The 23,599-nt window shown below is 66.8% G+C and carries 24 protein-coding genes; 12 read left to right on the top strand and 12 right to left on the bottom strand.

The features are described 5' to 3' along the window. Positions 1–92 precede the first annotated feature (92 nt). The 4 genes from QX204_RS07000 to QX204_RS06985 are packed head-to-tail and all read right to left on the bottom strand — an operon-like array spanning position 93 to position 4,742. Positions 93–1,400, bottom strand: a complete 1,308-nt coding sequence (locus QX204_RS07000; protein ID WP_157125388.1) for an AAA domain-containing protein — start codon at positions 1,398–1,400, stop codon at positions 93–95. After that, entirely contained in the window at positions 1,397–2,878 is a 1,482-nt protein-coding gene (locus QX204_RS06995; RefSeq protein WP_301905751.1) for a hypothetical protein, read from the bottom strand. Before QX204_RS06995 ends, QX204_RS07000 begins: the two co-directional genes overlap by 4 nt. Next, on the bottom strand, positions 2,875–3,960 hold the full coding sequence (locus tag QX204_RS06990; RefSeq protein ID WP_301905750.1) for a hypothetical protein: 1,086 nt from the start codon (positions 3,958–3,960) through the stop codon (positions 2,875–2,877). Before QX204_RS06990 ends, QX204_RS06995 begins: the two co-directional genes overlap by 4 nt. Continuing rightward, positions 3,957–4,742, bottom strand: a complete 786-nt coding sequence (locus QX204_RS06985) for a hypothetical protein (RefSeq protein WP_301905749.1) — start codon at positions 4,740–4,742, stop codon at positions 3,957–3,959. Before QX204_RS06985 ends, QX204_RS06990 begins: the two co-directional genes overlap by 4 nt. 137 nt (positions 4,743–4,879) lie before the next feature. On the opposite strand from QX204_RS06985, the gene QX204_RS06980 reads away from it, so the two are divergent. Further along, positions 4,880–6,388, top strand: coding sequence for a leucyl aminopeptidase (locus QX204_RS06980; RefSeq protein ID WP_301905748.1), 1,509 nt, complete (start codon positions 4,880–4,882; stop codon positions 6,386–6,388). Here the strand turns inward: QX204_RS06980 and QX204_RS06975 are convergent, their stop codons facing one another. After that, the gene (locus QX204_RS06975) at positions 6,389–6,739 is read right to left on the bottom strand and encodes a hypothetical protein (RefSeq protein ID WP_056816674.1); all 351 of its coding nucleotides are present in this window, start codon (positions 6,737–6,739) and stop codon (positions 6,389–6,391) included. It abuts the gene before it with no gap. A gap of 232 nt (positions 6,740–6,971) precedes the next feature. Between QX204_RS06975 and sucB the strand changes: the two genes are divergently transcribed. From sucB to QX204_RS06945, 6 genes are all read left to right on the top strand, one after another. After that, positions 6,972–8,723: a 2-oxoglutarate dehydrogenase, E2 component, dihydrolipoamide succinyltransferase gene (gene sucB / locus QX204_RS06970; RefSeq protein WP_301905747.1), complete on the top strand. Its 1,752-nt coding sequence runs from the start codon at positions 6,972–6,974 to the stop codon at positions 8,721–8,723. Positions 8,724–8,735: 12 nt separating this feature from the next. Next, positions 8,736–9,629, top strand: coding sequence for a TIGR01777 family oxidoreductase (locus tag QX204_RS06965; RefSeq protein ID WP_301905746.1), 894 nt, complete (start codon positions 8,736–8,738; stop codon positions 9,627–9,629). A gap of 7 nt (positions 9,630–9,636) precedes the next feature. Further along, positions 9,637–10,140, top strand: a complete 504-nt coding sequence (locus tag QX204_RS06960) for a GNAT family N-acetyltransferase (protein ID WP_301905745.1) — start codon at positions 9,637–9,639, stop codon at positions 10,138–10,140. A gap of 127 nt (positions 10,141–10,267) precedes the next feature. Continuing rightward, positions 10,268–11,017: a lipoyl(octanoyl) transferase LipB gene (lipB, locus tag QX204_RS06955; protein ID WP_301905744.1), complete on the top strand. Its 750-nt coding sequence runs from the start codon at positions 10,268–10,270 to the stop codon at positions 11,015–11,017. Then, positions 11,014–12,036 (top strand): lipoyl synthase, encoded by a 1,023-nt coding sequence (lipA, locus tag QX204_RS06950; protein ID WP_056816683.1) that lies wholly within the window; start codon positions 11,014–11,016, stop codon positions 12,034–12,036. Before lipB ends, lipA begins: the two co-directional genes overlap by 4 nt. A 38-nt stretch (positions 12,037–12,074) precedes the next feature. After that, a complete protein-coding gene (locus QX204_RS06945) occupies positions 12,075–12,386 on the top strand; it encodes a pyrimidine/purine nucleoside phosphorylase (protein WP_301905743.1) in 312 nt (103 codons plus the stop codon). 47 nt (positions 12,387–12,433) lie between these two features. Here the strand turns inward: QX204_RS06945 and QX204_RS06940 are convergent, their stop codons facing one another. The 3 genes from QX204_RS06940 to QX204_RS34405 form a co-directional block, all read right to left on the bottom strand. Next, positions 12,434–12,967, bottom strand: coding sequence for a hypothetical protein (locus QX204_RS06940; protein ID WP_062991977.1), 534 nt, complete (start codon positions 12,965–12,967; stop codon positions 12,434–12,436). Positions 12,968–13,047: 80 nt separating this feature from the next. Beyond that, positions 13,048–13,788 (bottom strand): glucose 1-dehydrogenase, encoded by a 741-nt coding sequence (locus QX204_RS06935; RefSeq protein ID WP_062991974.1) that lies wholly within the window; start codon positions 13,786–13,788, stop codon positions 13,048–13,050. Positions 13,789–13,938: 150 nt separating this feature from the next. After that, complete coding sequence (locus tag QX204_RS34405) at positions 13,939–14,580, bottom strand: VldE C-terminal domain-containing protein (protein WP_364716522.1); 642 nt, start codon at positions 14,578–14,580, stop codon at positions 13,939–13,941. A gap of 453 nt (positions 14,581–15,033) precedes the next feature. Here QX204_RS34405 and QX204_RS06925 point away from each other — a divergent pair, with 453 nt between their 5' ends. Both QX204_RS06925 and QX204_RS06920 read left to right on the top strand, forming a co-directional pair. Then, positions 15,034–16,452, top strand: coding sequence for a WGR domain-containing protein (locus QX204_RS06925; RefSeq protein ID WP_301905742.1), 1,419 nt, complete (start codon positions 15,034–15,036; stop codon positions 16,450–16,452). A gap of 82 nt (positions 16,453–16,534) precedes the next feature. Beyond that, positions 16,535–17,089: an NERD domain-containing protein gene (locus tag QX204_RS06920; protein ID WP_301905741.1), complete on the top strand. Its 555-nt coding sequence runs from the start codon at positions 16,535–16,537 to the stop codon at positions 17,087–17,089. A 139-nt stretch (positions 17,090–17,228) separates the two neighbouring features. Here QX204_RS06920 and QX204_RS06915 read toward each other — a convergent pair whose 3' ends face one another. Next, a complete protein-coding gene (locus QX204_RS06915; protein ID WP_301905740.1) occupies positions 17,229–17,417 on the bottom strand; it encodes a hypothetical protein in 189 nt (62 codons plus the stop codon). Between the two features lie 80 nt (positions 17,418–17,497). Here QX204_RS06915 and QX204_RS06910 point away from each other — a divergent pair, with 80 nt between their 5' ends. The 3 genes from QX204_RS06910 (at position 17,498) to QX204_RS06900 (ending at position 20,268) form a co-directional block, all read left to right on the top strand. Next, positions 17,498–17,713 carry a hypothetical protein gene (locus QX204_RS06910; RefSeq protein ID WP_301905739.1) on the top strand — a complete coding sequence of 72 codons (216 nt, stop codon included), beginning with the start codon at positions 17,498–17,500 and terminating at the stop codon, positions 17,711–17,713. Beyond that, positions 17,710–19,221, top strand: a complete 1,512-nt coding sequence (locus tag QX204_RS06905; RefSeq protein WP_301905738.1) for a hypothetical protein — start codon at positions 17,710–17,712, stop codon at positions 19,219–19,221. The genes QX204_RS06910 and QX204_RS06905 overlap by 4 nt, the downstream gene beginning before the upstream one ends. A 420-nt stretch (positions 19,222–19,641) precedes the next feature. Further along, positions 19,642–20,268, top strand: coding sequence for a uracil-DNA glycosylase family protein (locus QX204_RS06900; RefSeq protein WP_301905737.1), 627 nt, complete (start codon positions 19,642–19,644; stop codon positions 20,266–20,268). On the opposite strand, the gene QX204_RS06895 is transcribed toward QX204_RS06900, so the two are convergent. From QX204_RS06895 to QX204_RS06885, 3 genes are all read right to left on the bottom strand, one after another. Further along, positions 20,265–20,849 (bottom strand): 2'-5' RNA ligase family protein, encoded by a 585-nt coding sequence (locus tag QX204_RS06895; protein ID WP_301905735.1) that lies wholly within the window; start codon positions 20,847–20,849, stop codon positions 20,265–20,267. The genes QX204_RS06900 and QX204_RS06895 overlap by 4 nt on opposite strands. A 389-nt stretch (positions 20,850–21,238) precedes the next feature. Continuing rightward, positions 21,239–22,129, bottom strand: coding sequence for a phosphotransferase family protein (locus QX204_RS06890; RefSeq protein ID WP_301905734.1), 891 nt, complete (start codon positions 22,127–22,129; stop codon positions 21,239–21,241). After that, on the bottom strand, positions 22,126–23,370 hold the full coding sequence (locus QX204_RS06885; RefSeq protein WP_301905733.1) for an NsdA family TPR-like regulatory protein: 1,245 nt from the start codon (positions 23,368–23,370) through the stop codon (positions 22,126–22,128). Before QX204_RS06885 ends, QX204_RS06890 begins: the two co-directional genes overlap by 4 nt. Positions 23,371–23,599 lie beyond the last annotated feature (229 nt).

The following is a 23,599-nucleotide window of genomic DNA, read 5'->3' as shown; positions in this document are numbered from 1 at the left end:
ATGTCGAAACATACGATGTATCAGGCAAACCTGTAGCTTTCGACACAATTCCCCTCCACTCATTGGAGAAGCACATCCGTCCCGCCACGTCGCTAGTGCGCCGCCGCCGCACGGACGCGGTGGCTCGACAGGTGGCTCAACACCGCCTGATTCGCCTCCCAACCGTCAGGAAATTTCACCGGGACCCCGAGATGAACCGGGTCGGCGGAGGGGTGGGCGTCGAGGAGTTCAGGGATTCCCGCGCGGCCGACGAGGATGCAGGCGTGGCGGTGCCGGGAGGCCAGCACGCAGAGCCTGCCCGCCTCCAGATGGAAGGCGCTGGCGTCACGCCGGCCCGAGAGTGGGTGCAGCACAAGGGTGACGTCGTATTCACGACCCTGGAGGCGGTTGGCCGTATCGACGGTGACGGGTTCGGCGCAGGTGCCACGCAAGGCAGTGCGGATGGCATCGGCCTGGTCGCGGTGCGCGGTGCCGATCGCGACCCGTTCGGTGGTCACGGGGTGACTGCCGGATTCGGAGTGGGCGTTCGCGCCGCGTTCGATCAACCGGGCCGCGATCGCGGCGATCGCGGCCACGGCTTCACGGTCGGTGCGCAGGGTGTGCCGGGCGGGCAATTCGTACCAGCCCCAGCCCGATTCGGCCGCCTCCTCCAGCACCGCGTCGATCGGGCCGCCCATGCCGCGGGTCGTGAAATCCATGCGCCGGTCGCCGAATCCGGTGCCCGACTGGAATTCGGTGAAGGGGTAGAACGCCTTCGACACCACCGGCGCCGCGGTAGCGGGCAGTCGCCATGACACCGGCAGCCGGTGGGTGGGGATGTTGTCGTTGTTGGCCAGCATCACGCTCACGGCGCTCATCGTCGGATCCCAGGTGAGCCCCGCCCAGCGTGCGGTCTCGACGGTCGCGAACGGATCGAGCTGTCCCGGGTCGCCCACGAACAGCCCGCGATCGAAGCGATTCGCGATGCGCAACAGCATGTCCGAGCGCATCTGGTACGCCTCGTCGATGATCGCGTGCGACCAGCTGCCCTCGGTGATGGTGGCCCACTTGGCCGCGGTGCCGATGACGATGGTGCGGTCCTCGAGATCGCCCGGCTGCTTGGCGACCCGGACATTGCCGTGCCGGTCGACCCGGTCGCTCACCACGTAGGCGGCGCTGGAGAGCCGTCCGATCCGCAGCGCGGGGTCGGCGACGGCCAAGCGGTCGATGAGGTCGTCGACCTGTTCGTTGGTCTGGGCGACGATCATCCGCTGATCGCCGTCCTCGGCGAGCTGGCGGGCCGCGCGCACCACCAGCGTGGATTTGCCCGCTCCCGGCGGGGAGTCGACCACGATCGCGCGATGGCTCTCGTCGCGCAGATCGGTGAGAATTCCCGCGACGGCCTCGTCCGGCGTGGTCACTGGATTTCCTCCCCTTCATCGTCGGTGGGCGGCGTCCATTCCGGTGGCGGACCACCGTGGGTCCACGGAGTCTCCTCGCGCGCGGGCAGATTCAGCATCCCGTTGAACGGCGTGGGTTTGAAGCGAGCGAAACCGAGGTCCTCGCCCTCCTCCGGCACGCTTCCCGGTTCGGCGACAAGTTTGCGCCCCATCCCACCGGACAGTTCGAGAACCATGCTGTCACCGTCGATGTCGACAACCAGCCCGGTCTGCTTCGGCCGTTCGACGCACGTCAGTTCCTCGCCGACCACCGCGATGAACGGATCGGTGGTGCGAATATGAATGTGCGGGCGCAGTTTCGGACGCGACCCCGAACGGTCGAGACGATCCGGTTCACTGTGCACGACGGTGCCGCGGAAAGCCGCGCCGCTCACCCGATGTTCGAGCATGCGCAACGGATCGTCGAAGGCACACTGGGCCTGCAGCGCTTCCGAGGCCCGTTCACGCTCCAGCAGCCTGCGCACCGCGGGAACGGCGGAATCGCGGCGGGCCTGCGGAACACCCTCCTCGATATCGGCGGCGAAGCGGGAGAACGCACCGCGATCATCGGTCCACCGATTCTCGACGCTGGCGCCTTCCGGCAGTGCGCTCAGCAGCTCGATCGAGCGCCACATCAGCCGCCAGGTGGGTTCGAGCTGTCCGCGCAGGGAACGCTCGAGCCGTTCGGCCGCGACAGCTCTGGCCGACTCGTCGAGTGCGGCGTTGTAGGCGGCGATCAACGGTGCGAGTTCTTCGTTGTCGAATCCGGGATCGGTGGCCGGGCCCGCGGGCGGCGACAGCAGCGGATCTTCCGCCAGGGCAGCGGCTTCCGCACCACTGAGCCCCGCAGGCGGATCGATCCACCCGAGCAGCGCCGCGAGATTGCCGTCTTCGAGAGTGGACTGGCCCGACGCCCAGTGCGACGACAGCGCCGCCGTCATCGCGGGCAACACCGCCGAACCGGGATGTTCGGCCCGATCACCGAACCAGGTGAGCCACCGCCCGAGCAGCGGAATCGACGCGGGCACCGGATTGTCCCCGTCGACCCGGTGAAACCGCACCGACCGTCCCAGCAGCTTCAGAAAATTCACGCCGCCGGGGTTGGGCGTCCACATCTGCGGTGCGTCCAGACACCGGGTGTAGGTCTCGCCCGCCTTGCTGGTGAGTTCCTCGGTCTCGACGAGAAAGGTCGACAGATAGGGCAGCACCACATCGGCCAACTGCTCGATGAACCGCAATCGCAGCACCCGGTCGCGGGGCTGCGGCACCGTCAACACGTTCTGGTCCCCCGGCGAGGTGCCGATCATGATCGCCACCGGCGCCGCCGCCTCCCCCGCCAGCCGCAACGGCACCGCGACCAGTGGTCGCTCGGCGAGATGGATGTGGCGCACCGCCGCGGTCGCCTGCGCGCGGCCCGCCCGCACGGCCTCGGCCTTGGCCAGGGCCGCCAGCACGCTCATCCGGCGATCTCCCACCGCAACCGATGCGCGGTCCGCAGCATGGCGGTGATGTCGGCGTGCTCGGGGCCGGGTTCCAGCGTGCCGTCGGCCAGGCCGAGAACGGTGTGGATGTTGTCGATGCCACCGACCACATCGCACACCCCACGACCGAGCGCGTCCACCGAACCGCAGGTGCGCGCCTCGTCGCGGCAGGCGAACGCGAGCTCACAACTCGACATGCACTCGGGCGCGTAGCGAGCCGGAATGGCGGCGATCGTCTTCTCGAGGTTCTCCCCCGGCGCGAACGTGGCCTCCGGCGGCAACAGGTCGAGCAGATCGGGAATCGCGGTGAGCCTGGTCAATTGACGCGAGACCACCGCGAGCTGCTTACGCAGATCGACGAGTTCGGCGGTAGGACGATTCGAGAAGTCTTTCGCGCACACCAGAATCACATTGTGCGACACGATCTCCGGCGACTCGCCGATCTCGGCCATCAACTCGCGCAGGGCGATCACATACACCGCGGACTGACGCGCGGCCGCCGCCACCTGTGCCGGATCGGCCTGCCCGTCGATCACGGGGAAGGCCTTGACCTCCACCACATGGAACTTGCCGTCCAACTGCACGGCCACAACATCGGGTTCGAGATAGGCGGTGGCGCCCGCGATATCGAGCCGCAGCATGGGGTGATCGAACAGGGTGCCGTCACCCGTCGCGATCGTGCTCTTCAACAATTGCCTCGTGCGTTGATAGCGCACCGCGTTGCCGGTGTTCTCCCCCACCGAATTCAGGTCGTGGTAGGCGACTTCGGGAATCGTGAAACCCAGTTTGTCGCGCAACAACGCGAGCAGTTCCGCGCAACCGTTCGCCTTGACCATCGCCTCGAAAGCATTACCGCGCGTGATGGCGAACTGGGACTGACCGAATTGTGGTGGGAATCCCAGCGATTGGGCGATCACGGTCTTGTCCACCGCGGCCGCGTCGAGCAGGGCGCGGCGGGCACATCCGGGGTTGGCCGTCAGCGCGGCGATGGTGCGGGCATTGTGCCTGGTCGCGGGGGCTTCACCGCGCAACTGGTCCAACTGTGCTGCGAGAGTGTTCATTCCACCTCGATTCGTCGCCGATCGGCTACGCCGAGCCGAACACCGAATAGTTGTGCGGCCGGATCCGCCAGCTGATCCGCCGCCCGTCGCGCGGCCGCGGACCGTTGCCGTGCGTCCTCGTCCTCGTGCACCGCGAGCTCACGCCGTGCGGCCTCGATCACCTTCGCCGGGTCGAGCGAATCCGGGGCACTGGAGATGCCAGGAATCGATACGGCGAGCCGCCACAGTACGCGCAATCCCGACGTTTCCCCCGCAGGCTGCGCCGAAAGGTGTTCCGCCAAGCGGATAGCCGACACCAGCAGCCCCACCCGTGGACTCAACGGACCGACCATCCGCCGTTCCAGCGGCCACGAACTCACCGCCATCAACCCACGGGCGGGGGCGAGCAGATCGGTGGTGAGCGCCGCGCACAGGTAGTACGGGCGCGCGTACGGCGCCGACCGGAAGGAACGTTCCTCGTCGCGCCGCAGACTGGTCAGCCGGGCGGGCAGCAGCTCGCCGGAAAAGAACGCGTCATGGGTAGCGAGCACCAATTTCGGCGAGGACGGCACCGACAGCAAGGTCAACGCGCGATGCACGTGTTCCCGCACCGGCACCCCCGGCGCCTCCGACGGCTCGTCCGGAATCGACCCGAGAACCGCGGCGTCCCACGCCGATTCGGCCCGGCGCAATTCCGCGCGCAATTGCCGAGCCCCGGCCCGATCCCCACCGGCAGCGGCCCGCCGCACCTCGGCCCGCAAACCGGAGATGCGCACCTCCAGCTCTTCGGCCGAGTCCGTCACGAGTCGGAGCGTATCCACAGCTACCAGTATTGTCCAGTAAATCCCAGTATTTCTGTGACGGCCGGACAAACGCACCGCACACCCGCGCACCCGGACTCGTGATGCGAGCACCGATAGCGACCGAATAACCTGGGGCAATGACCGCAGTCGCAGATCGTTCACTCGGACCAGAATTGGCGCGCACCGAAACCATCGCCCCCGACACCGACGTGCTGGTGATCGGGTTGACGTCGTCGGAGAACGGCCCCGCCATCGTCCCCGCCGACCTGTTCGGCGACGTACTCACCGCCGAGGTCCGCGCGGAACTGCTCGACGCACTCGGCGCGGTCGGCGCCAAGGGCAAGCCGGAGGAACTCACCCGGGTGCCCGCGCCGTCCGCCCTGGCCGACGTCACCAGTGTGCTCGCCGTGGGACTCGGCGCGGCCGACAAGGTCGACGCCGAACAGGTGCGCCGTAGCGCCGGCGTGGCCGGGCGCGCGCTCAGTGGCACCGAACTCGTCGCCACCACCCTGTCCGGTGTCGATCTCGGCGCCGCGGCCGAAGGTTTCTACCTCGGCGCCTACACCTTCTCCACCTTCAAATCCAAGAGCGCGCCCAAGCCGGACGAGCGGCCGGTGGTCCGCGTCGAGTTGCTGGTTCCCGAACCGGAATTCGGCACTCTCGAGCTGCTGCGCGCCCAGCTGGTCGCCGAGGCCATCGCCACCGCGCGCGATTTCGTGAACACCCCGCCGAGCGCGCTGTACCCCGCCGAGTTCGCCGACCGGGCCCGGGTACTCGCCGAAGCGGCGGGCCTCGAGGTCGAGGTGCTCGACGAGAACGCCCTCGCCGCAGCCGGTTACGGCGGGATCATCGGCGTCGGCCAGGGTTCCTCGCGGCCGCCGCGGCTGGTGCGCATCACCTACGCGGGCGGCCCGAAGAAGGTCGCGCTCGTCGGCAAGGGCATCACCTTCGACACCGGCGGCATCTCGATCAAGCCCGCCGCCAACATGGAGAACATGACCTCCGACATGGCGGGCGCCGCGGCCGTCGTCGCGACCGTGCTGCTGGCCGGGCGCCTCGGCCTGCCGGTCACCGTCACCGCGACCGTCCCGATGGCCGAGAACATGCCGTCGGCTACCGCGCAGCGCCCCGGCGATGTGCTCACCCAGTACGGCGGCACCACCGTCGAGGTCATCAACACCGACGCCGAAGGCCGTCTCATCCTGGCCGACGCCATCGTGCGCGCGGTCGAGGACGAGCCCGACTACCTGATCGACGTCGCCACCCTCACCGGCGCGCAGATGGTCGCGCTCGGCACCCGCACTCCCGGCGTGATGGGCACCGACGAATTCCGCGACCGCGTCGCCGCGATCTCGCGTTCGGTCGGCGAGAACGGCTGGGCCATGCCCCTTCCGGCCGAGCTGCGCGCCGACCTCAACTCCAAGGTCGCCGATCTGGCCAATGTCGCGCCGCACCGCTGGGGCGGCATGCTCTCGGCCGCGCTGTTCCTCAAGGACTTCGTGCCCGAGGGCGTGCAGTGGGCCCACCTCGACGTCGCGGGTCCGGCCTACAACACCGGCGGCCCGTTCGGCTACATCGGCAAGGGCGGCACCGGTGTCCCGGTGCGCACGCTCATCACCGTGATCGAGGAGATCGGCGCGGAGTAGTCACTCCTCCAGCTCGGCTTCGCGAGCCCGCCGCTCCTCGATGCGGCGGCGGGCATCGAAGTCGCGCATGCGCTGCGGATAGCCGGTGCGGTTGACGTCGTAGACCGGAATCTTCAACGCACCGGCCAACCGGCGCGCGCCCTTTTCGCCGACGATGCGGCGGGTCCATTCACCATCCGCGGCCACCAACACTGCTGTGACATCGGTCACAGTGGTTTTCGGTTCGACGAAGGCTTCGACGCCCCGCCGCGTGCGCGCCCAGTCCGCCAGGGCGCTCACCTCCGACGCGCGCTCGCGAGCGCCTGACCTGCTCGCACCGCGCCCACCACGGAAACGATCCAGCAAACCCATCCCGCTCGACCTCCTACATTCCGGCGGAATTCTGCTCACCGCCGTACATTCCATGGTGCCAGCTTCGCCCGGATCGCCGCCCTGCGCTACACCCGCGACGGACGAGTGCAAGGATGGTTGCCGGAACAAGAACCAACGTTTCCCGGGTGCTCCGCCGAGACCGGCGGGGTGGACGAAAGCCGCGACCCGCGACGGATGTCCGCCGGGTACACACTCAGAGGAGTCAGAGGACATGGCCTTCTCCGTCCAGATGCCAGCCCTTGGTGAGAGCGTCACCGAGGGCACGGTGACCAGGTGGCTGAAGCAGGAAGGAGACACGGTCGAGGTCGACGAACCGCTGCTCGAAGTCTCCACCGACAAGGTCGACACCGAGATCCCTTCGCCGACCGCGGGCGTGCTCTCCAAGATCGTCGCCCAGGAAGACGACATCGTCGAGGTCGGCGGTGAACTCGGCGTGATCAGCGATGCCGGCGAAACCCCCGCCACCGCTCCTGCGCCCGCTTCCGCGCCCGCCGCCCCCGAGCCGGCCCCCGAACCCGAGCCCGAGCCCGCCGCGCAGGCCCCCGCCGCCGAGGCTCCGGCCCCGGCTGCCGCGCCTGCCGCGTCCGCCGGATCCGGAACGCCGGTGAAGATGCCCGAACTGGGCGAGTCGGTCACCGAGGGCACCGTTACCCGCTGGCTCAAGGCCGTGGGCGACACCGTCGCCGTCGACGAACCGCTGCTCGAGGTGTCCACCGACAAGGTCGACACCGAGATCCCTTCGCCGGTCGCGGGCACGCTGCTCGAGATCACGGCGCAGGAGGACGACGTCGTCGATGTGGGCGGTCAGTTGGGTGTGATCGGTAGCGGCCAGCCCGCGGCCGCCGCTCCTGCACCCGAGCCCACTCCCGCTCCCGAGCCCGAACCGGCTCCCGAGCCCGAACCGGCACCGGCTCCCGAGCCTGCCGCCGCGGCGCCCGCGCCGAAGCCGGCTCCGGCTCCGGCTCCCAAGCCCGCTCCGGCTGCCAAGCCCGCGTCCGCTCCTGCCCCGGCTTCGGCCAACGGCAGCACCCCGTACGTGACCCCGCTGGTCCGCAAGCTGGCCGACGAGAACAACGTCGACCTGTCGAGCATCACCGGTTCCGGTGTCGGCGGCCGCATCCGCAAGCAGGATGTGCTCGCCGCCGCCGAGGCCAAGAAGGCGCCCGCCGAGGCACCGGCTCCGGCCGCACCCGCGCCTGCGCCTGCGGCCAAGCAGTCCGCCGCCCCGAAGCTGGCCGCCCTCGTCGGCACCACGCAGAAGGCGAGCCGGATCCGTCAGATCACCGCGACCAAGACGCTCGAATCGCTGCAGACCACCGCGCAGCTGACCCAGGTCCACGAGGCCGACGTCACCAAGATCGCGCATCTGCGTCAGCTCGCGAAGGCGTCGTTCAAGGCACGGGAGGGCGTGAACCTGACGTACCTGCCGTTCTTCGCGAAGGCCGTCGTCGAGGCGCTCGGTGTGCACCCGAACGTGAACGCGTCCTACAACCAGGACACCAAGGAGATCACCTACCACGCGTCGGTGCATCTGGGGATCGCGGTCGACACCGAACAGGGTCTGCTCTCGCCGGTCATCCACAACGCCAGTGACCTGTCGCTGGCCGGTCTGGCCCGCGCGATCGCCGACATCGCCAACCGCGCGCGCACCGGTGGGCTCAAGCCCGACGAGTTGTCGGGTGGCACCTTCACCATCACCAATATCGGTAGTGAGGGCGCGCTCTTCGACACCCCGATCCTGCTGCCGCCGCAGGCGGGCATGCTCGGCACCGGCGCGATCGTGAAGCGCCCGGTGGTGGTGACCGACGAGGCCGGTGGCGAGTCCATCGGCGTGCGCTCGATGGTGTACCTGCCGCTCACCTACGATCACCGTCTCATCGACGGTGCCGACGCGGGCCGGTTCGTCTCCACCATCAAGCACCGCTTGGAAGACTCAGCGTTCGAGGCCGATCTCGGCCTGTAGCCGAGGAATTCGATGAAGGTGGTCATCGCCGGTTCCTCCGGCCTGATCGGGACGGCGCTCGTCGCGGCACTACGCCGCGACGGGCACCAGGTCTCCCGTTTGGTGCGCCGCACTGCGGCCGCACCGGACGAATACACGTGGGATCCCGCGCGCGCCCAGCTCGACGAGCGGGCGTTGCGCGGGGCCGACGCGGTCGTGAACCTGTGCGGCGTCGGCATCGGTGATCGCCGCTGGAACGGCACGTACAAGCAGTTACTCCGTGACAGCCGCATCACCCCCACCGACGTGCTGGCCACCGCGGTCGCCGCCGCCGGCGTGCCGACGCTGATCAACGCCAGCGGCGCGCACTACTACGGCGGCGAGACCGGTGACGCCGTCGTCGACGAGACCTCACCCGCCGGAACAGATTTCCTGGCCCTGCTGTGCCGGGACTGGGAAGCCGCCACCGAACCGGCAGCCGAAGCGGGTGTGCGCACCGTGCTGATCCGCAGCGCCGTGGTGCTCGCCCGCAACGGCGGCCTGCTCAGCAAGCTGCAACCGCTGTACTTCGTCGGCCTGGGCGGACGACTCGGCAGCGGCCGCCAGTACTTCCCGTGGATCTCCCTCGACGACGAGGTCGGCGCCATCGTCTTCGCGCTCACCCACCCCGAGATCTCCGGCCCCATCAACGCCACGGGCCCCGCCCCCGTCACCAACGCCGAGTTCAATCGGGCCCTCGGCCGCGCGCTGCACCGGCCGACCCCGTTCATCGTCCCCGGTTTCGCCGTGCAAGCCCTGGTCGGCGAGCTGGCCGACTCGATCCTGCACGGCCCACGCGCCATCCCCGCGGTGCTGGAGGAGGCCGGGTACACCTACCAGCACCCGACCCTCGGCGCCGCCCTGTCCGCCGCCGTCGGCAGACAGTGAGCCCATCATGCTGATCCGCGACGCCGACAAGGCCGACCTCCCCGCCGTGCTGGCCATCCACAACACCAACATCGCCGAGTCGACCGCGATCTGGGACACCGACGAAGTCGACCTCGACGACCGCCTCGCCTGGTTCGCCACCCGCACCGCCGCCGCCATGCCGATCCTCGTCGCCGAGATCGACGGCGAGGTCGCCGGCTACGCCTCCTACGGCCAGTGGCGCCCCAAATCCGGCTACCGCTTCACCGTCGAGAACTCCGTCTACGTGGACAACCACTTCCAGCGCCGCGGCGTAGCCACCACCCTGCTCACCGAATTGATCGCGCGCGCAACAGATTCCGGCCGCGTCCACGCCATGATCGCCGCCATCGAGTCCGGCAACAGCGCGTCGATCGTCCTGCACGAACGCTTCGGCTTCCACACTGTCGGTGAGCTCCCCGAGGTAGGCCACAAATTCGGCCGCTGGATGGACCTGACCCTGATGCAGCGAAACTTCCCCGTCGAACCATGAACCAGCTCGGTCGCTCGACCATCGCGAGTGCGCGCGACCGGCAGCCCCGAACAAGTGCTCCACGCGGCCCGTCGGCCCTGAGTGGCCGGGCTGACCGACCGGCACCCCGGGGCGTAACGTCAAAGCTGTGAACGACACGCGCCCCACCGCGTCCGCTCGATTCGATTCGACCCCGGTCGTGGTCGAGGATCTCGGACTCATCGACTATCACGCCGCCTGGGAGCTGCAACGGCAGACCGCCGATCAGCGCGCAGCGGGCGAAGGCGCCGACCGGCTGTTCGTGCTCGAGCACCCGTCGGTCTACACCGCGGGTCGCCGCACCGAGGCCGAGGATCTGCCGATCGACGGCAGCCCGGTGGTGCAGGTAGACCGCGGCGGCAAGATCACCTGGCACGGTCCCGGCCAGCTGGTCGGCTACCCGATCATCCGCCTCGCCGAGCCAGTCGATGTCGTCCACTACGTCCGGCGCCTGGAAGAGGCCCTGATCCGGGTCGTGTCCGGGTTCGGCATCACGTGCGGCCGGATCGAAGGCCGCTCCGGTGTGTGGCTGCCCGCCACCGAACTGCTCGCCGAGCGCAAGATCGCCGCGATCGGGGTGCGCGTGCAGCGCGGCGTCGCCCTGCACGGCATCTCCCTGAACTGCAATTCCGCCCTCGACGGCTTCCAGGCGATAGTGCCCTGCGGCATCAAGGACGCCGGCGTCACCACCCTGACCCGCGAACTCGGCCGCGAAGTCACCGTCGCCGAACTCAAGCCTCTCGTCGCCGCCGCGATTGTTGCCGCGCTCGACGGCGAAATTCCCGTCTCGCCGCATGACATTGATCGCACCACCACACCGGCGAACGCGCAGGCCCCGAGCGTAGAGTCGGTGCGGTGAGTTCCGTAGACGCCTCTGCCCCCGCCGGACGCAAGCTGCTGCGCATCGAAGCGCGCAACGCGGAGACCCCGATCGAGCGCAAACCCAAGTGGATTCGCACCCGCGCCACCATGGGCCCCGAATACACCGAGCTCAAGAGCCTGGTGAAGTCCGAGGGCCTGCACACGGTCTGCGAAGAAGCGGGCTGCCCCAACATCTTCGAATGCTGGGAAGACCGCGAGGCCACCTTCCTCATCGGCGGTGAGCAGTGCACCCGCCGCTGCGATTTCTGCCAGATCGACACCGGCAAGCCCGCCGCCCTCGACCGCGACGAGCCCCGCCGCGTCGCCGAGAGCGTCCAGTCGATGGGGCTGCGCTACTCCACCATCACCGGCGTCGCCCGCGACGACCTCGACGACGGCGGCGCCTGGCTCTACGCCGAAACCGTGCGCGCCATCAAGGCGAGCAACCCCGCCACCGGCGTCGAACTGCTCATCCCCGACTTCAACGCCGACCCGGCCCAGCTCGCCGAGGTCTTCTCCTCGCGCCCCGAGGTCCTCGCGCACAACCTGGAAACGGTGCCGCGCATCTTCAAGCGCATCCGCCCCGCCTTCCGCTACGAGCGCTCCCTCGCCGTGCTCACCGCCGCCCGCGAGGCGGGCCTGGTCACCAAGTCCAACCTCATCCTCGGCATGGGCGAAACTCCCGACGAGGTCACCGAGGCGATGCGCGACCTCCACGAAGCGGGCTGCGACATCCTCACCATCACCCAGTACCTGCGCCCCAGCCCGCGCCACCACCCGGTCGACCGCTGGGTGAAGCCGGAGGAATTCGTCGAGCATTCCCGCGTCGCCGAGGAACTCGGCTTCGCCGGCGTCATGGCAGGCCCCCTGGTCCGCTCCTCCTACCGAGCAGGCCGCCTCTACGCCCAAGCGATGACCCACCACGGCCGCGAGATCCCCGAAGCCATGGCCCACCTCGCCAAGGAAGGCACCGCCTCCCAGGAAGCCAGCTCGGTCCTGGCCCGCTTCGGCAGCTGACTTAGACTAAGGGTCCCCTCACCCCCTCGGAAGGACCCATGTCGAAGTTCGAGAACGTCTCCGTCAATAAGAAGGCCAACGTCTACTTCGACGGCAAGTGCGTCAGCTACAGCCTCGAGTTGCCCGATGGCACCTCGGTGTCGGTCGGCGTGATCCAGCCGTCGTCGCTCACCTTCGGCACCAACGCTCCGGAGATCATGGAGGTGGTCGCCGGTGAGGCCAACGTGACGTTGGCCGGTACGACCGAGGCCGTCACCTACCGTGCGGGCGAGTCGTTCAAGGTCCCCGGCGACAGCTCGTTCGACATCGAGGTCGTCGACACCCTGCACTACGTCTGCTACTACGGCTGACGAACCGGAGCCGGGGCGACCCTGTCGGTCGCCCCGGATCGCCGGAGCTACTTCACAAGGAACTCGTCCTTGTACAGCCGGTTGGGCCGCGGGGCCGTGGCCTCGCTCAATTCCACCTGAAAGTCGCTCTCGCGCTTGGTCCTCGGTCGGTAACTGCCACCGAAGGTGACCATCACCGACCCGCCGACACCGGTCGTGCCGCGAGCCGACGTCGTTTCCCGGCCGGCGTTGAACACCGTCGCCACATCGCGCCCGTCGTTGCCGACAGCGATCTTGCCGTCATGGAAGAACTGCACGAACGTCCCGTTGTCCGCGCCGACGGTGGCAGCCACCGTGTGACCTTTCTCCGGGTCGAGCTCGAACTCCGCATCGCACTGCTGACGCCGATCCACGGGACCGGGCTCACCGAGTGTGCGCCCGATACCGAGCAGCACAGTCTCGCCGAGGGCATTGTGCCGCTCGCGACCTTCTTCGGTCCACAGGTGGGTGGTCGACCAAACCTTCACGCGCCCGTCATCGAAAAGCGACACCCGGTCGTCGGTGCCGTTGCTGATCAGATATTTCGCACTGTTGGGGGCCATACTCCCCATCTTCCTCGCTTTCGCGCGCCGAGATCACCCGTTCGGTTGAGTCGATCGCCCAAAACGCACTACATGCCAGGTCAGAAGCTTTTGTGCGGTACACCGACGGTAAGACCACCGTCCACCACGAACTCCGCGCCGGTCGAATACGAGGACTCGTCGGACGCCAGATACGCCACCAGCGCCGACACCTCATCCGGCTCGGCCGCCCGCGCGAGCGGAATCTGCAGGAAATCCGCGGGAATTCCCTCGGTCATCGGCGTGGAAATCAGTCCCGGATGCACCGAATTCACCCGAATCCCCTGCGGCGCGAGCTCGAGTGCCGCCGACTTGGTGAGCCCACGCACCGCGAATTTCGTCGCCGTGTATCCGTGCAGACCCGGACTACCCCGCATCCCCTCCACCGAGGAGATGTTCACAATCGACCCGCCACCAGCAGCTTTCATCGCCGGAACGGCCGCCTGCATCCCGAGAAAAGTCCCGGTCAGATTGATATCGATAATCCGCTGCCACTCGTCCAACGCGAAGTCCACCAACAGATTCCCATTGACGATCCCCGCGTTGTTCACCAGCACATGCAGCCCGCCGAACTCCTCGACCGCCGCCGCCACAGCCCCCGCCCACTGCTCCGGCTCACGAACATCGAGATGCCGGTACACCACCGCGTCCCCGAGTTCCTTTGCCACCGTGGCGCCTTCGTCATCGAGAACGTCCCCGATCACCACCGACGCCCCCTCGGCGACAAACCGCCGAGCATGCGCCGCCCCCATCCCCCGAGCCCCACCACTGATCACCGCGACCTTGCCGGCCAACCGTCCCATGTCCGCACACTCCTTCGTAGATTCGAACCCCTCACACCGTATGAGGATGGTCCGCACGAATGGGCGGTATTGCTAGAACACGTTCTAATTCAGCCAGTTGGACGGCGATGCGCTCACAGGAGCGCCGATCAAGCCGACCGCGAGCCGAGATCAGCAGGCGATGTTGGCCGCGCCCGACGACTTGAAGGAAATGTGCACGTGGTCATAGTGGTTCTGCGTCGGGCTGCCGCGATCCTCCATGTAGGACCAGCCGTTACCGTCGTTGTAGCGCTGCTGCCAGATCACATAGGTGACACCGAAGCGCGCCTTGTTGGCCAGGACGAAATCGGCGATCGTATTACCCAACGCGGCGTTCGATGTCATGACGTCGAGCGCCTGCCCCGCGCCGTGGTCACCGTCGTAGCGACCGTGCGCACCACCGATATCGGCGACCCCGAACATCTTCTGCAGCAGATTGCCGACCTGCGCCACATGCGGCAGCGTCCCGTTGAACTCCGTCCCGCACAGGACCTTGACCTTGAGCGCCGACAAGGCGGCCAGCTCGTCATCAGCCCTGACAATCGGCCCGGGTTGCGGTGCATCGTGCATCGGCGCGGCGGCGATCGGGTCGGCCTCGATGGCCGAAGTCGACAGCGGTTCGACCGAAGCCACTGCCTCGACCTCCCCCGCGCCCGGCCGCATCACCATCATCAACATGCCGGGAATGGTTGCCGCGAGACTGCATACGGCCAGCGGCATGCGGCTCTTGGGAGCCGACGGTTTGCGATGCGAAGCAGTCACGATGTAGATCACCAGTCATTGTCGAGAACAGGTCACTGTAAGATTACGAAACGGTCGCGGAAATGTCACGTCCAGACGCACACTACACAGTCGGACCAGCATCTATCACCCGACGCGATCCCGCAATCCTTTCGCCGCGTGTCGTTATCAAGACGGCCTGTCGCGCCGCCTGACGCTTCAGCTGTCGCCTACATCACTGGTTCGATCCGTCGACATAACAAAGTTCCGTCGACTCGCTCGAACCCATCGGCCATCGCCGCGCTATCCGAGCAGCTTGTACGCAGTCGGGGTCGAGCTGCCGACGCGCCCTAACAGCTTGTTCACCGCGCAGGCGGCCAGTGCGGTCGGACCACATTCGCCTAACCTCAGGCGGCCGAATTCCCCACCGCTGACGAGCGCCCCACCAATGTCGGTGCCCCTTGCTACTTTTCGTGCATTCGATCTCCACGAGCTCAGCGAGGACGCATGACCGCCGAAACCACCTATCTCGAACTGTCCGACGACGCGGGCTCCTCGCACAAGTTCTACGAGGTAGTCGTCACCGGAACGAACGTCAATATCCGCTACGGCCGCATCGGCGAGCAGGGTCAGTCCAAAGCCAGCTCCTTCGCCACCGAGGACAAGGCGAAGTCGGCCGCGCAGAAGAAGATCGGCGAAAAGGTGCGCAAGGGCTACGCCCCCGCCGTCATGGGCGCGCGCGAACGCCGCACCGTCACCCGCCGCAGCATCACCAGCCAGCGCTCCACCGCCAAGTCGGCCCCCGTCCTGTGGCGTTTCGACTCCGGCGCCGCCGCCTTCGGCATCTTCGTCGACGAGCAGCGCTGCTGGGTCGGCAACGAGGACGGCGAGGTCTTCACCCTCTCCCCCGCCGGCGTCGTCACCAACAGCTACCGACTGCCCGACGCCGTCAAATGCATCGTCGCCGACGACTTCTGGATCTACGCGGGCTGCGACGACGGCCGCGTCTACGACCTGTCCGGCAAGGTCCCCCGCGCCGCCTACGACGTCTCCGCCGACGACGTCTACTGGCTCGACATCCACGACGGCATCCTCGCCGCCTCCGACTCCGCGGGCGGCCTGACCGTCATCGACCACGAAGAGGAATCCCTCTGGTCCGCGCGCAGCAAGGGCAACTCCGGCTGGATGGTCCGCGTCGACCCCACCGGCGTCTACCACGGCCACAGCGCCGGCGTCACCAAGTACCACCTGGAAACCGGTCGCTCCCAGTGGAATTCGTCCACCCGCGGCGCGGTCCTGTTCGGCTGGCAGGAATCCGACACCGTCTACGCGGGCACCTCCCACAACCAGGTCGAGGAAATCACCAAGCAGGGCAGCGCCACCCGCACCTACCAGTGCGACGCCGCCGTCTTCTCCTGCGCCGCCTCCCCCGACGGCCGCTACGTCTTCGCCGGCGACTCCCACTCCTCGGTCTACTGCTTCGACGCCACCGGCACCCGCCTGTGGAAACTCGCCACCGGCTGCGGCTCCGCCTACTCCATGCAGTACCACGACGAAAAGCTCTACCTGGTCACCACCTCCGGCGCCCTGGCCTGCCTCGACGTCAGCGAATCCGCCATCCGCGACGCCGACCAAGGCGTCCTCCCCACCACCCGCTCGGTGAAGGCCCCCGAATTCTCCGCCGTAGCCCCCAGCACCACCCTCGAACTCACCACCGACGTCGGCACCGGCGTCATCGTCGAATGCCTCCAACACGGCGACTCCCTCCGCGTCCACGTCATCTCCCCCGGCTACGACCCCGCCTGGAACGTCCAATTCCCCCGCGACATCCGCCACGCCGGCGCCCGCTACGTCGTCGACGCCGTCTCCGAATCCGCCCGAGGCGGCTTCTACCGAGTCCGCGGCGACATCCGCCGGTTGGGCTGAGTGCCCGGTGACATCCCCACCGCGGCCCAACCCCGCCGCCATGCCGAGACACCGCCCGTCACCCATCAACAAGCCGGCGACGATGGCCTGGACTCCGATCACAGAATCGGAATACATCCACGAACGCCGCGGACTCGCCGCCATCCTCGAACGCTTACCGTCCGCGAGTCCGTGGCGTGCCTGGTCCAACTTCGAGTTCCCGGCAACCGGCGCGAAGCCTTTCGAGATCGATCTGTTGCTGACCACCCCGAGCGGCCTGCACATGATCGAGCTGAAAGCCTGGTCCGGCTCGGTCGACGTCGAGACCGACCATTGGATTCAGACCGCGGCGAACGGTCGGCGAATAGACCACGGAAATGTGCTGGAGCTGGCGTATTTCAAGATCATGCTGCTGATGAAGCAACTGCAGCGTGCAGGTGAGGCCGCGATCGTGCGAACCGGAGTCTGTTTCACCGACAGCCGTGTCCACCTGAACCTGCCCGCGCTGAACCGCCGCTACGTCCACACCGTCGGTGAATTGGTAAACCGCCTGTCCCGACCGACACACGACGTCCGCCACCGCATGCCACCGGATCGCGTCGCGCGAATCGAGGAGGCGCTCGCGACATTCGCACTCCCCCACCCACCGCGCGACTGACAGGATGACTCGTCCGGCGACTCGAAGTTCGCCGGACGTTTCGCCGCCAAACCGCACCTGCGGCGGGTCCACCCGGCAGTTCAACCCAGGTCGTGGTCGATCCATTTCAGTTGATGCCGCAAGCCACCTCGCCGATGCCTCAGAGTTCGCCCACATCCGGGTTCAACGCCGCAAGACTGACAAAGATCGGCACCCCTGGATCCGCCGCGACTCCCCGCCCGCGCAGAAACGCATCGAGCATGCCCCACACCAATTCGCGCACCCTGCTGACGAATTCACCGGTATCCGGCTCCGCGTCACTCGGCCACAGATCGGTGAGAACGATCATCACCGGCACCACGTAACGGCACTATCGTTGCCCGTACCGGCAGTACGAACTACCGGACATCACATCGAAGGAGACGGTCCGTGTCGGACGCCCTACGCCAACTCACCGCAACACTCGGCGCCCCACCACCACCCGACTTCGCCACCCTCACCCTCGACGAGCTGGCACTCCTCGACAACTACGTCCGAGCCGCCCTCGACCACCGCAAGTCCGCCCTCGACGACGCCCTCGACTCCGGCATGCGCCTCATCCCCCGCCTGGCCCGCCCCGCCGTGAAGAAGGTGCTCGGACTGTGACCGCGACCCACCACACCACCGTCGAACTAGCCAAACTGGCCCGCGTCCTCGACCGCGACCCCGCCGAACTGGCCTTCCTCGCCACCCTCCCACCCACGGCCCTCCGCGAATTCCGCGACCAGATCACCGATCTCACCGCCCGCCGCGAAGCCCGCCGCATGCAACGAGTAGGCGCCGCCGCCAAACTGGTCCCCGCCCCCATCGCCGCCAAGATCACCGAAGCCGCCTTCGGCCCCGTTCTCGCCGCCGCGCTCGCCGGCTCCGTCGACCCAGCCCGCGCCGTAGCCATCGCCAGCGCCCTCTCCCCCAGTTTCCTAGCCGACGGCACCCTCACCCTCGACCCCCGCCGAGCAGTCGAACTGATCGCCCGAGTCCCCGGCCCGATGGCAGCAGCCGTCGCAAGCGAATTGATCAGCCGCGGCGACTATCTGACAATGGGCAACCTCGCAGGCTCGGTCCCCGACTCGGTCCTGCGCGCAGCCCTCCCCCACGCCTCCGACCTCGACATCCTCCAGGTCGGCTACTACCTCGAGGAAACCTCAGCCGCCGACCGCCTCCTCACCATCGTCACCGACCGCGTCCCCGGTGTCATCCGCGCAACCCACGACGCGGACGAATGGCCCAAAGCAATCACCTTGCTAGCCCTCCTCGGCCCGACCGAACGCTCCAAACTCGCCAACGTCGTAGCCGCCCAGGACGACGAAGTCATCGACGGCCTACTCGCCGCAGTAGAAGACGTAGACGCCTGGGACACCCTCCTCCCCGTAGCAGCAGGCATGTCCCCACAACCCCTACAACGCCTGGCCCAACGCCCAGCCATGCAAAACCCCACCCTCCTCACCAAAATCGCCGACCTAGCCCTAACCCAAAACCTCTGGCTCTCCCTACTCCCCCTAGCCACCCACCTCTCCCCCACCCAACTCCACACCGTCGCCGCCCGAGTAGCCACCGAACCCGACGACTCCCTCACCACCCTCATAGAGCAAGCCCACGCCGAAAGTCATTGGCCCACCCTCCTGCCAGTAGCCCTCGCCCTCTCTGCCCCGGACCGCAAACGCCTGGCTTCCCTCCCGGTAATGCACCGCCCCGCCTACCTCACCGCCGCCATCGAAGCCACCGCCACCCACAACCTCTGGCCCGAAGCCCTCCCCCTCCTCAACGACCTCCCCACCACCACGCACGACACCCTCGCCACCGCCATAAACACCCTCACCGACAACAGTTTCCGAGAAGCGCTCGAAGCTGCCCCCACCGCCGACTGCACCACAACCCTGATACAAATCGCCCTCCGCCAGGACGTCTCATCCCGACTCCGCTCCCTGACTCTCCTCAACGAATCCGACAACCTGGAACTCTTCGTCGCCACCGTCACGACGCAGGACCCGGCGATCTGGCAATCGATCTCCGAAGCCCGCGAGGAAATCCCCCAACCCCTCCGCACACTCCTCGCCAACCAAGCAACCCAGTGCGGCCGAACCGAACTCGGCATCGACCTGACCGCCGGCTGAGCCGCCGCCAACTACCCTCTGCCTATGCACGCCATCGGCAGCCGTCGGCGAAGCCAACCCGCCCCACCTCACGCAGTCTTCGCCGCCCTCACCAACCCCGATCGCGACCCCACCCGACCCTGGCTCATCTTGCTGACAGACGAACAACGGCCCGAGGTCCTCGAAAGCACCTACCCCAACCGCGTCATCTGGACAACTCTGTGGCCCAAACACCCTACCGCCCAACTACATCTCGACCTCCCATCCGACAACCACGGCGGCACTCACCTCCGCTGGACCCTCTACGTCACCTCCCCAGACCTCGACACCTCAACAGTCGGCCACCTCCGCCACCGCATCAACACCCTGATCAACGCAAACCTCCGACGCTCATTCGGCCAATGATCCGAACATGTCGGCGGCCCCTGTCACACTCCCCATATGACGGTCTACGGACGCAATGCCTACCCTGATGTCTTGGCGGACAAGCACTCCCGCATCCGCGCACCCCACGTGCGACCACTGAACGACCTAGCCGACAAGATCGCCGACGCCGAGGGAATCCCGCACGGCCACGTGCCGTACGTCGACCCCGATCTAGGTGGAATCAAGGCACGAGCACTCGTCCTGCTCGATAATCCGTCCACTAAGGCCGAGGCCGCGCGCAACGGAGGTTCCGGCCTGATCAGCCCCGACAACAACGACGCGACGGCAAGAAACTGCCGCGAGGCCTACGCCGCCCACGGCATCGACTGGCACTCAGTCGTCAACTGGAACGTCTGCCCATTCCCCACCGGCCGCGAAAACGGAGCGTCCCTGGCCTCCGAACGCGACCGAGGCACCCGATGGACCCGCGAATTCATCGCCCAGTGCCCCGACCTGGAAATCGTGCTGTGCCTGGGCAGAGCAGCCGAAGACGGCTGGCGCCGCGCCGCCATCCACCGCCCGGACCTGTACGTATTCCCGGAAGGCGTGCCGCACTGTTCCCAGCGAGGCCTGGCCCCGAAAGCTGCCCGACACCGCTTCGATGTAGCGATCGGCCAACTGGCCGCAATGTTGCGCCGCTAACCGCCGAGATCAAGGACCGCGCGGGTATCCCAACGGTAGGTGTGGTCTTCTCGTCTTAGGACGACCAATTCGACTTGGTTCACCCGCGCGTTCACGCGCTCGGCCCCGCGCAGCTCTGCGACAGCGTCGAAAACCTCAACTGCAGTACGGTCAATGTTGTTGTAGGCGATACCCAGATGCGGCCGGAATCGTGCAACACGCGAAGCGCTCGCGACGCTCCGTAACGCTTCCCCGGTACAGGTCGACAGCAGCTGATGCAGATCGAGGAGCGGGTCCCACGGTGCGACGGAGAATCTGATCGCACTACGTGAGCCGCTCAGCGGCCCTACCGTTAGATCGAACGGCTTCACATCCGAAAGATATTCACGCGCAACGGAGATCAGTCCATCAATCTGCCCCTCGGCAACATCGTCCGTGGAGCCGATCCCCATCATGGTGATGTGCAGGGCATCCAGTGGAACTGGATCGAACCCGCCGATCGCCAGGGCCTGCTGGCATTCGGCAGCGAATTCGATCAGACCGGCGTCATCGAAAGTCAGGTACCAGTAGTAGCCCGTGCGCCCCGGTGCCCACTGTTTCACAGTCCAGTGATCACGTAGGACGTCGATTTCGGAGAAGGCGCTCCAGTCGTTTCGCGCGATGGCTTCCGATCCGATGTCGAGTCCGGCAGCAGTCGAGGGAACGGGCCGTTCGATGTCATGACCGGCTGCTCAACCTTTCCCCGTTGACGTGCGTGTAAACGAGTTTACGGATCACCGGCCGGACGCAGCACCGAGGTGCTGAACGCCCGACCAGGTGATCAAATTCGTTGCGGTGCTGCCATTCCCAACTGACCCAAACCCCGGTCCAACGTACGGGCAGCCATGACGTGACCGCCGCGGCGAGGGCCATGAGTCATGTGCGGTCTCAACGCGCCGTCGCCACTCGTCGCATAGTGGTCGGCATATCCATGGCCGCGCGAACGAGTTCGCTAGAGCGCGTTCCAGCGCCAAGGTCGGTCAATTTCGCCCCGCAAGCAAGCAAGACGATGGCACACCTCATCCTCTGCGCCCTCGCTGGCTTCTGACCTCGACAGCGCGAAGACGGTCCAGCGGAGTTCCTGCATGTCGGCAAGCAGACGAAATACCGAATCCGTGGTGACGTCAGCGCCATAGGTGTCGACGAATGCTAGGTAGTCGGCCTCCGATAGACGATCGAAATCGGTGTGGTCAGCTGCAATCTGAATGAGATCCCACCCCGGTCGGCCCAGTGAGACGCGGTCCAGATCAACAAGTATCGGCCTGCCTCCATCCGGAACGACGAGGTTGCCCTGCCACGCGTCGCCGTGAATGACAGTTTTCCGAGCAGGAGGCTCGAGCTGGGAATACTGTTTGCACAGCCCGTCGTGGTGGTCGAGAAGCCAAGCACGGTCCTCAGCGGCGAGGTGGCCTGTCGACGTGATTGCTTGGCGAAGACCGGCGAATGGTTCGTGCTCCGGGAGCACAAACGTTGTCGGCGGCGCGAGGGCGTGAAGTTGGCGAAGCGTGATCGCGAGTTCGGTAGTTGTCGCCGCGCGGTGGTCCGGAATCCGCTGCCACCAGGTGATCGGACGATCATCTACCACGGCTAAGGGATTAGCGACGTCGGCAACGTAAACCGTTGGTATCCCAGAAGCATTGAGCCACTGTGAGATTCGCAGTTCTCGTTCGGCCGCATCAGCTGTTCCGGTCTTGCCGACCCGTCCGATGATGTCGCCCACGCGATAAATCGTGTTGGACCCCGCCCGGACAAGTTCCGCACGGGTCGGATCGATGCCGCTGATAGCCGCCGCTTTTTCGAGAATGGACAGCGAGCTCGCCTCGTTAGGCTCGGGGCTGCTCATGAAGCTGACTCGCGCGGTGTCGCTGTGACGATGAGGGCGCGTAGCTCACCGACCTCGGTGATGCGGCGGTGTGTGCTCGCGACCGCTGCCAGCCCACGAAGCTCGGTCGCGATACGTGCCGATTTCAATGCGCGACTACGAACCACTGCTTCGATTCCGATCGCGGCCGCGTCGCGGGGGTCTCCGACCTTCATCGTCAACGCTGCTAACCGAATCTGTGAGAACGTTCGCGATCGGGGATATTCGGAGCCTTGCATGTCGATGGCGTAGCGCAGCCGAGGTGCGGCGACGTCGATCGAGTTGAGTGCCTCGGCGGCCAAAGCGAGCGCCTTTCCGGTACTTCCAAGGTGTTCGGCTGTGTCGTAAAAACACATCCACGGCGGGTCAGTGGCTGGTGCGCGGGCCTCGAATAACTCATCTGCGCGGGCGACCTCCGCAACGACCTCATGGGTACGTCCCGAAGCGGCCAGATACTGCGCGCGCATGGCATTCAGCATCGCACGCACGGTGAAGGCCAGGCGGTCCGACCGGACCTGGGCGAGTTCGATAAGGGAGAGAGCGCTGTCCGGATCCCCGACGAACGCCGATCGCCGCGCCATATCGGCGAGAGCACTAGCGCGAAGATCCCACGATCCCGCGGAGTCCGCGCACCACAGCGCGAATTGGAAGTATCGGTCGGCATCTATGAACTCACCAGCGTCAAAAGCGGTGTACCCCACGACACTGCTGAGATTGCCGACCGCCTCGAACAACGAGCGGCGCCGACTGGCGCTGACCGAACTATGCACCATCGGTGCGAACCTCATCAGCGCTTGGTTTGCGGCCACGATCGCCGAGGAGCCTCCACCGTGTAGGTTTTCGGTCGATGCGGCAGTCTGTGTCGCCGCGCGGACAGCGTCGATCTCGGCATTGCCTACCCGGCCGGATCGCGGTCCGGAGAAATCGGATCCTGGTAGGAAACCGATTGCCCCGGTCGACGGGCCGAACGGACTGAACAGATTCACCGCGAGAGCGCGGTCCGGTCGCTCCTCGGCGGGTTGGCGCCGGCGAGACCGAACAAAGCCGAGTTCCGAATCTGACGCCCCGAGAACATGGTTCATGGCGCGGCGATAGTCAGCACTCGGCCACCGCACAACTCCGCGTTCGTACCTGGCGATCGCGTGCGCGTCGAGATCTCGTCGTACGCCAGTCGTTCGCCACACGTGTTCGTTGATCGCGTCGGCGAGTTCAGCGCGGCTCATCGTCGTATTCGGGACGACCCGCGACGGCGTCCCTTCTCGACGTTGCTGTAGCTGGATGTTAGGTGACACGCCACCTCCGTACGACTACGGGACGTGCCCGAGTGTAGTCGGCTGCCCCGTCGTGAGTGGCGGTCCTTTTTGCCCTATAACTTGCCCTCTTCCTTCAGCTTTCAGCGGCGGATGCTTGGACGTGCACTACCCCGAACACCGGGGTTTCACGCAAACGCTC

The sequence above is a fragment of the Nocardia sp. PE-7 genome (assembly GCF_030486425.1).
Classification (GTDB): domain Bacteria; phylum Actinomycetota; class Actinomycetes; order Mycobacteriales; family Mycobacteriaceae; genus Nocardia; species Nocardia salmonicida_A.
The sequence above is the reverse complement of the archived record's forward strand: the minus strand, read 5'-3'. Positions and strand labels throughout refer to the sequence as shown.

What these genes read in the sequence shown, in the direction of transcription:
- QX204_RS06945 (WP_301905743.1), top strand. Translation starts at nt 12,075, where the DNA reads ATGTCGAAGTTCGAGAACGTCTCCGTCAATAAGAAGGCCAACGTCTAC.
- QX204_RS06990 (WP_301905750.1), bottom strand. Translation starts at nt 3,960, where the DNA reads ATGAACACTCTCGCAGCACAGTTGGACCAGTTGCGCGGTGAAGCCCCC.
- sucB (WP_301905747.1), top strand. Translation starts at nt 6,972, where the DNA reads ATGGCCTTCTCCGTCCAGATGCCAGCCCTTGGTGAGAGCGTCACCGAG.
- QX204_RS06995 (WP_301905751.1), bottom strand. Translation starts at nt 2,878, where the DNA reads ATGAGCGTGCTGGCGGCCCTGGCCAAGGCCGAGGCCGTGCGGGCGGGC.
- QX204_RS06940 (WP_062991977.1), bottom strand. Translation starts at nt 12,967, where the DNA reads ATGGCCCCCAACAGTGCGAAATATCTGATCAGCAACGGCACCGACGAC.
- QX204_RS06925 (WP_301905742.1), top strand. Translation starts at nt 15,034, where the DNA reads ATGACCGCCGAAACCACCTATCTCGAACTGTCCGACGACGCGGGCTCC.
- QX204_RS06920 (WP_301905741.1), top strand. Translation starts at nt 16,535, where the DNA reads ATGGCCTGGACTCCGATCACAGAATCGGAATACATCCACGAACGCCGC.
- QX204_RS06890 (WP_301905734.1), bottom strand. Translation starts at nt 22,129, where the DNA reads ATGAGCAGCCCCGAGCCTAACGAGGCGAGCTCGCTGTCCATTCTCGAA.
- QX204_RS06975 (WP_056816674.1), bottom strand. Translation starts at nt 6,739, where the DNA reads ATGGGTTTGCTGGATCGTTTCCGTGGTGGGCGCGGTGCGAGCAGGTCA.
- QX204_RS06935 (WP_062991974.1), bottom strand. Translation starts at nt 13,788, where the DNA reads ATGGGACGGTTGGCCGGCAAGGTCGCGGTGATCAGTGGTGGGGCTCGG.
- QX204_RS06960 (WP_301905745.1), top strand. Translation starts at nt 9,637, where the DNA reads ATGCTGATCCGCGACGCCGACAAGGCCGACCTCCCCGCCGTGCTGGCC.
- QX204_RS06980 (WP_301905748.1), top strand. Translation starts at nt 4,880, where the DNA reads ATGACCGCAGTCGCAGATCGTTCACTCGGACCAGAATTGGCGCGCACC.
- QX204_RS06915 (WP_301905740.1), bottom strand. Translation starts at nt 17,417, where the DNA reads ATGATCGTTCTCACCGATCTGTGGCCGAGTGACGCGGAGCCGGATACC.
- QX204_RS06965 (WP_301905746.1), top strand. Translation starts at nt 8,736, where the DNA reads ATGAAGGTGGTCATCGCCGGTTCCTCCGGCCTGATCGGGACGGCGCTC.
- QX204_RS06900 (WP_301905737.1), top strand. Translation starts at nt 19,642, where the DNA reads ATGACGGTCTACGGACGCAATGCCTACCCTGATGTCTTGGCGGACAAG.
- QX204_RS06885 (WP_301905733.1), bottom strand. Translation starts at nt 23,370, where the DNA reads ATGAGCCGCGCTGAACTCGCCGACGCGATCAACGAACACGTGTGGCGA.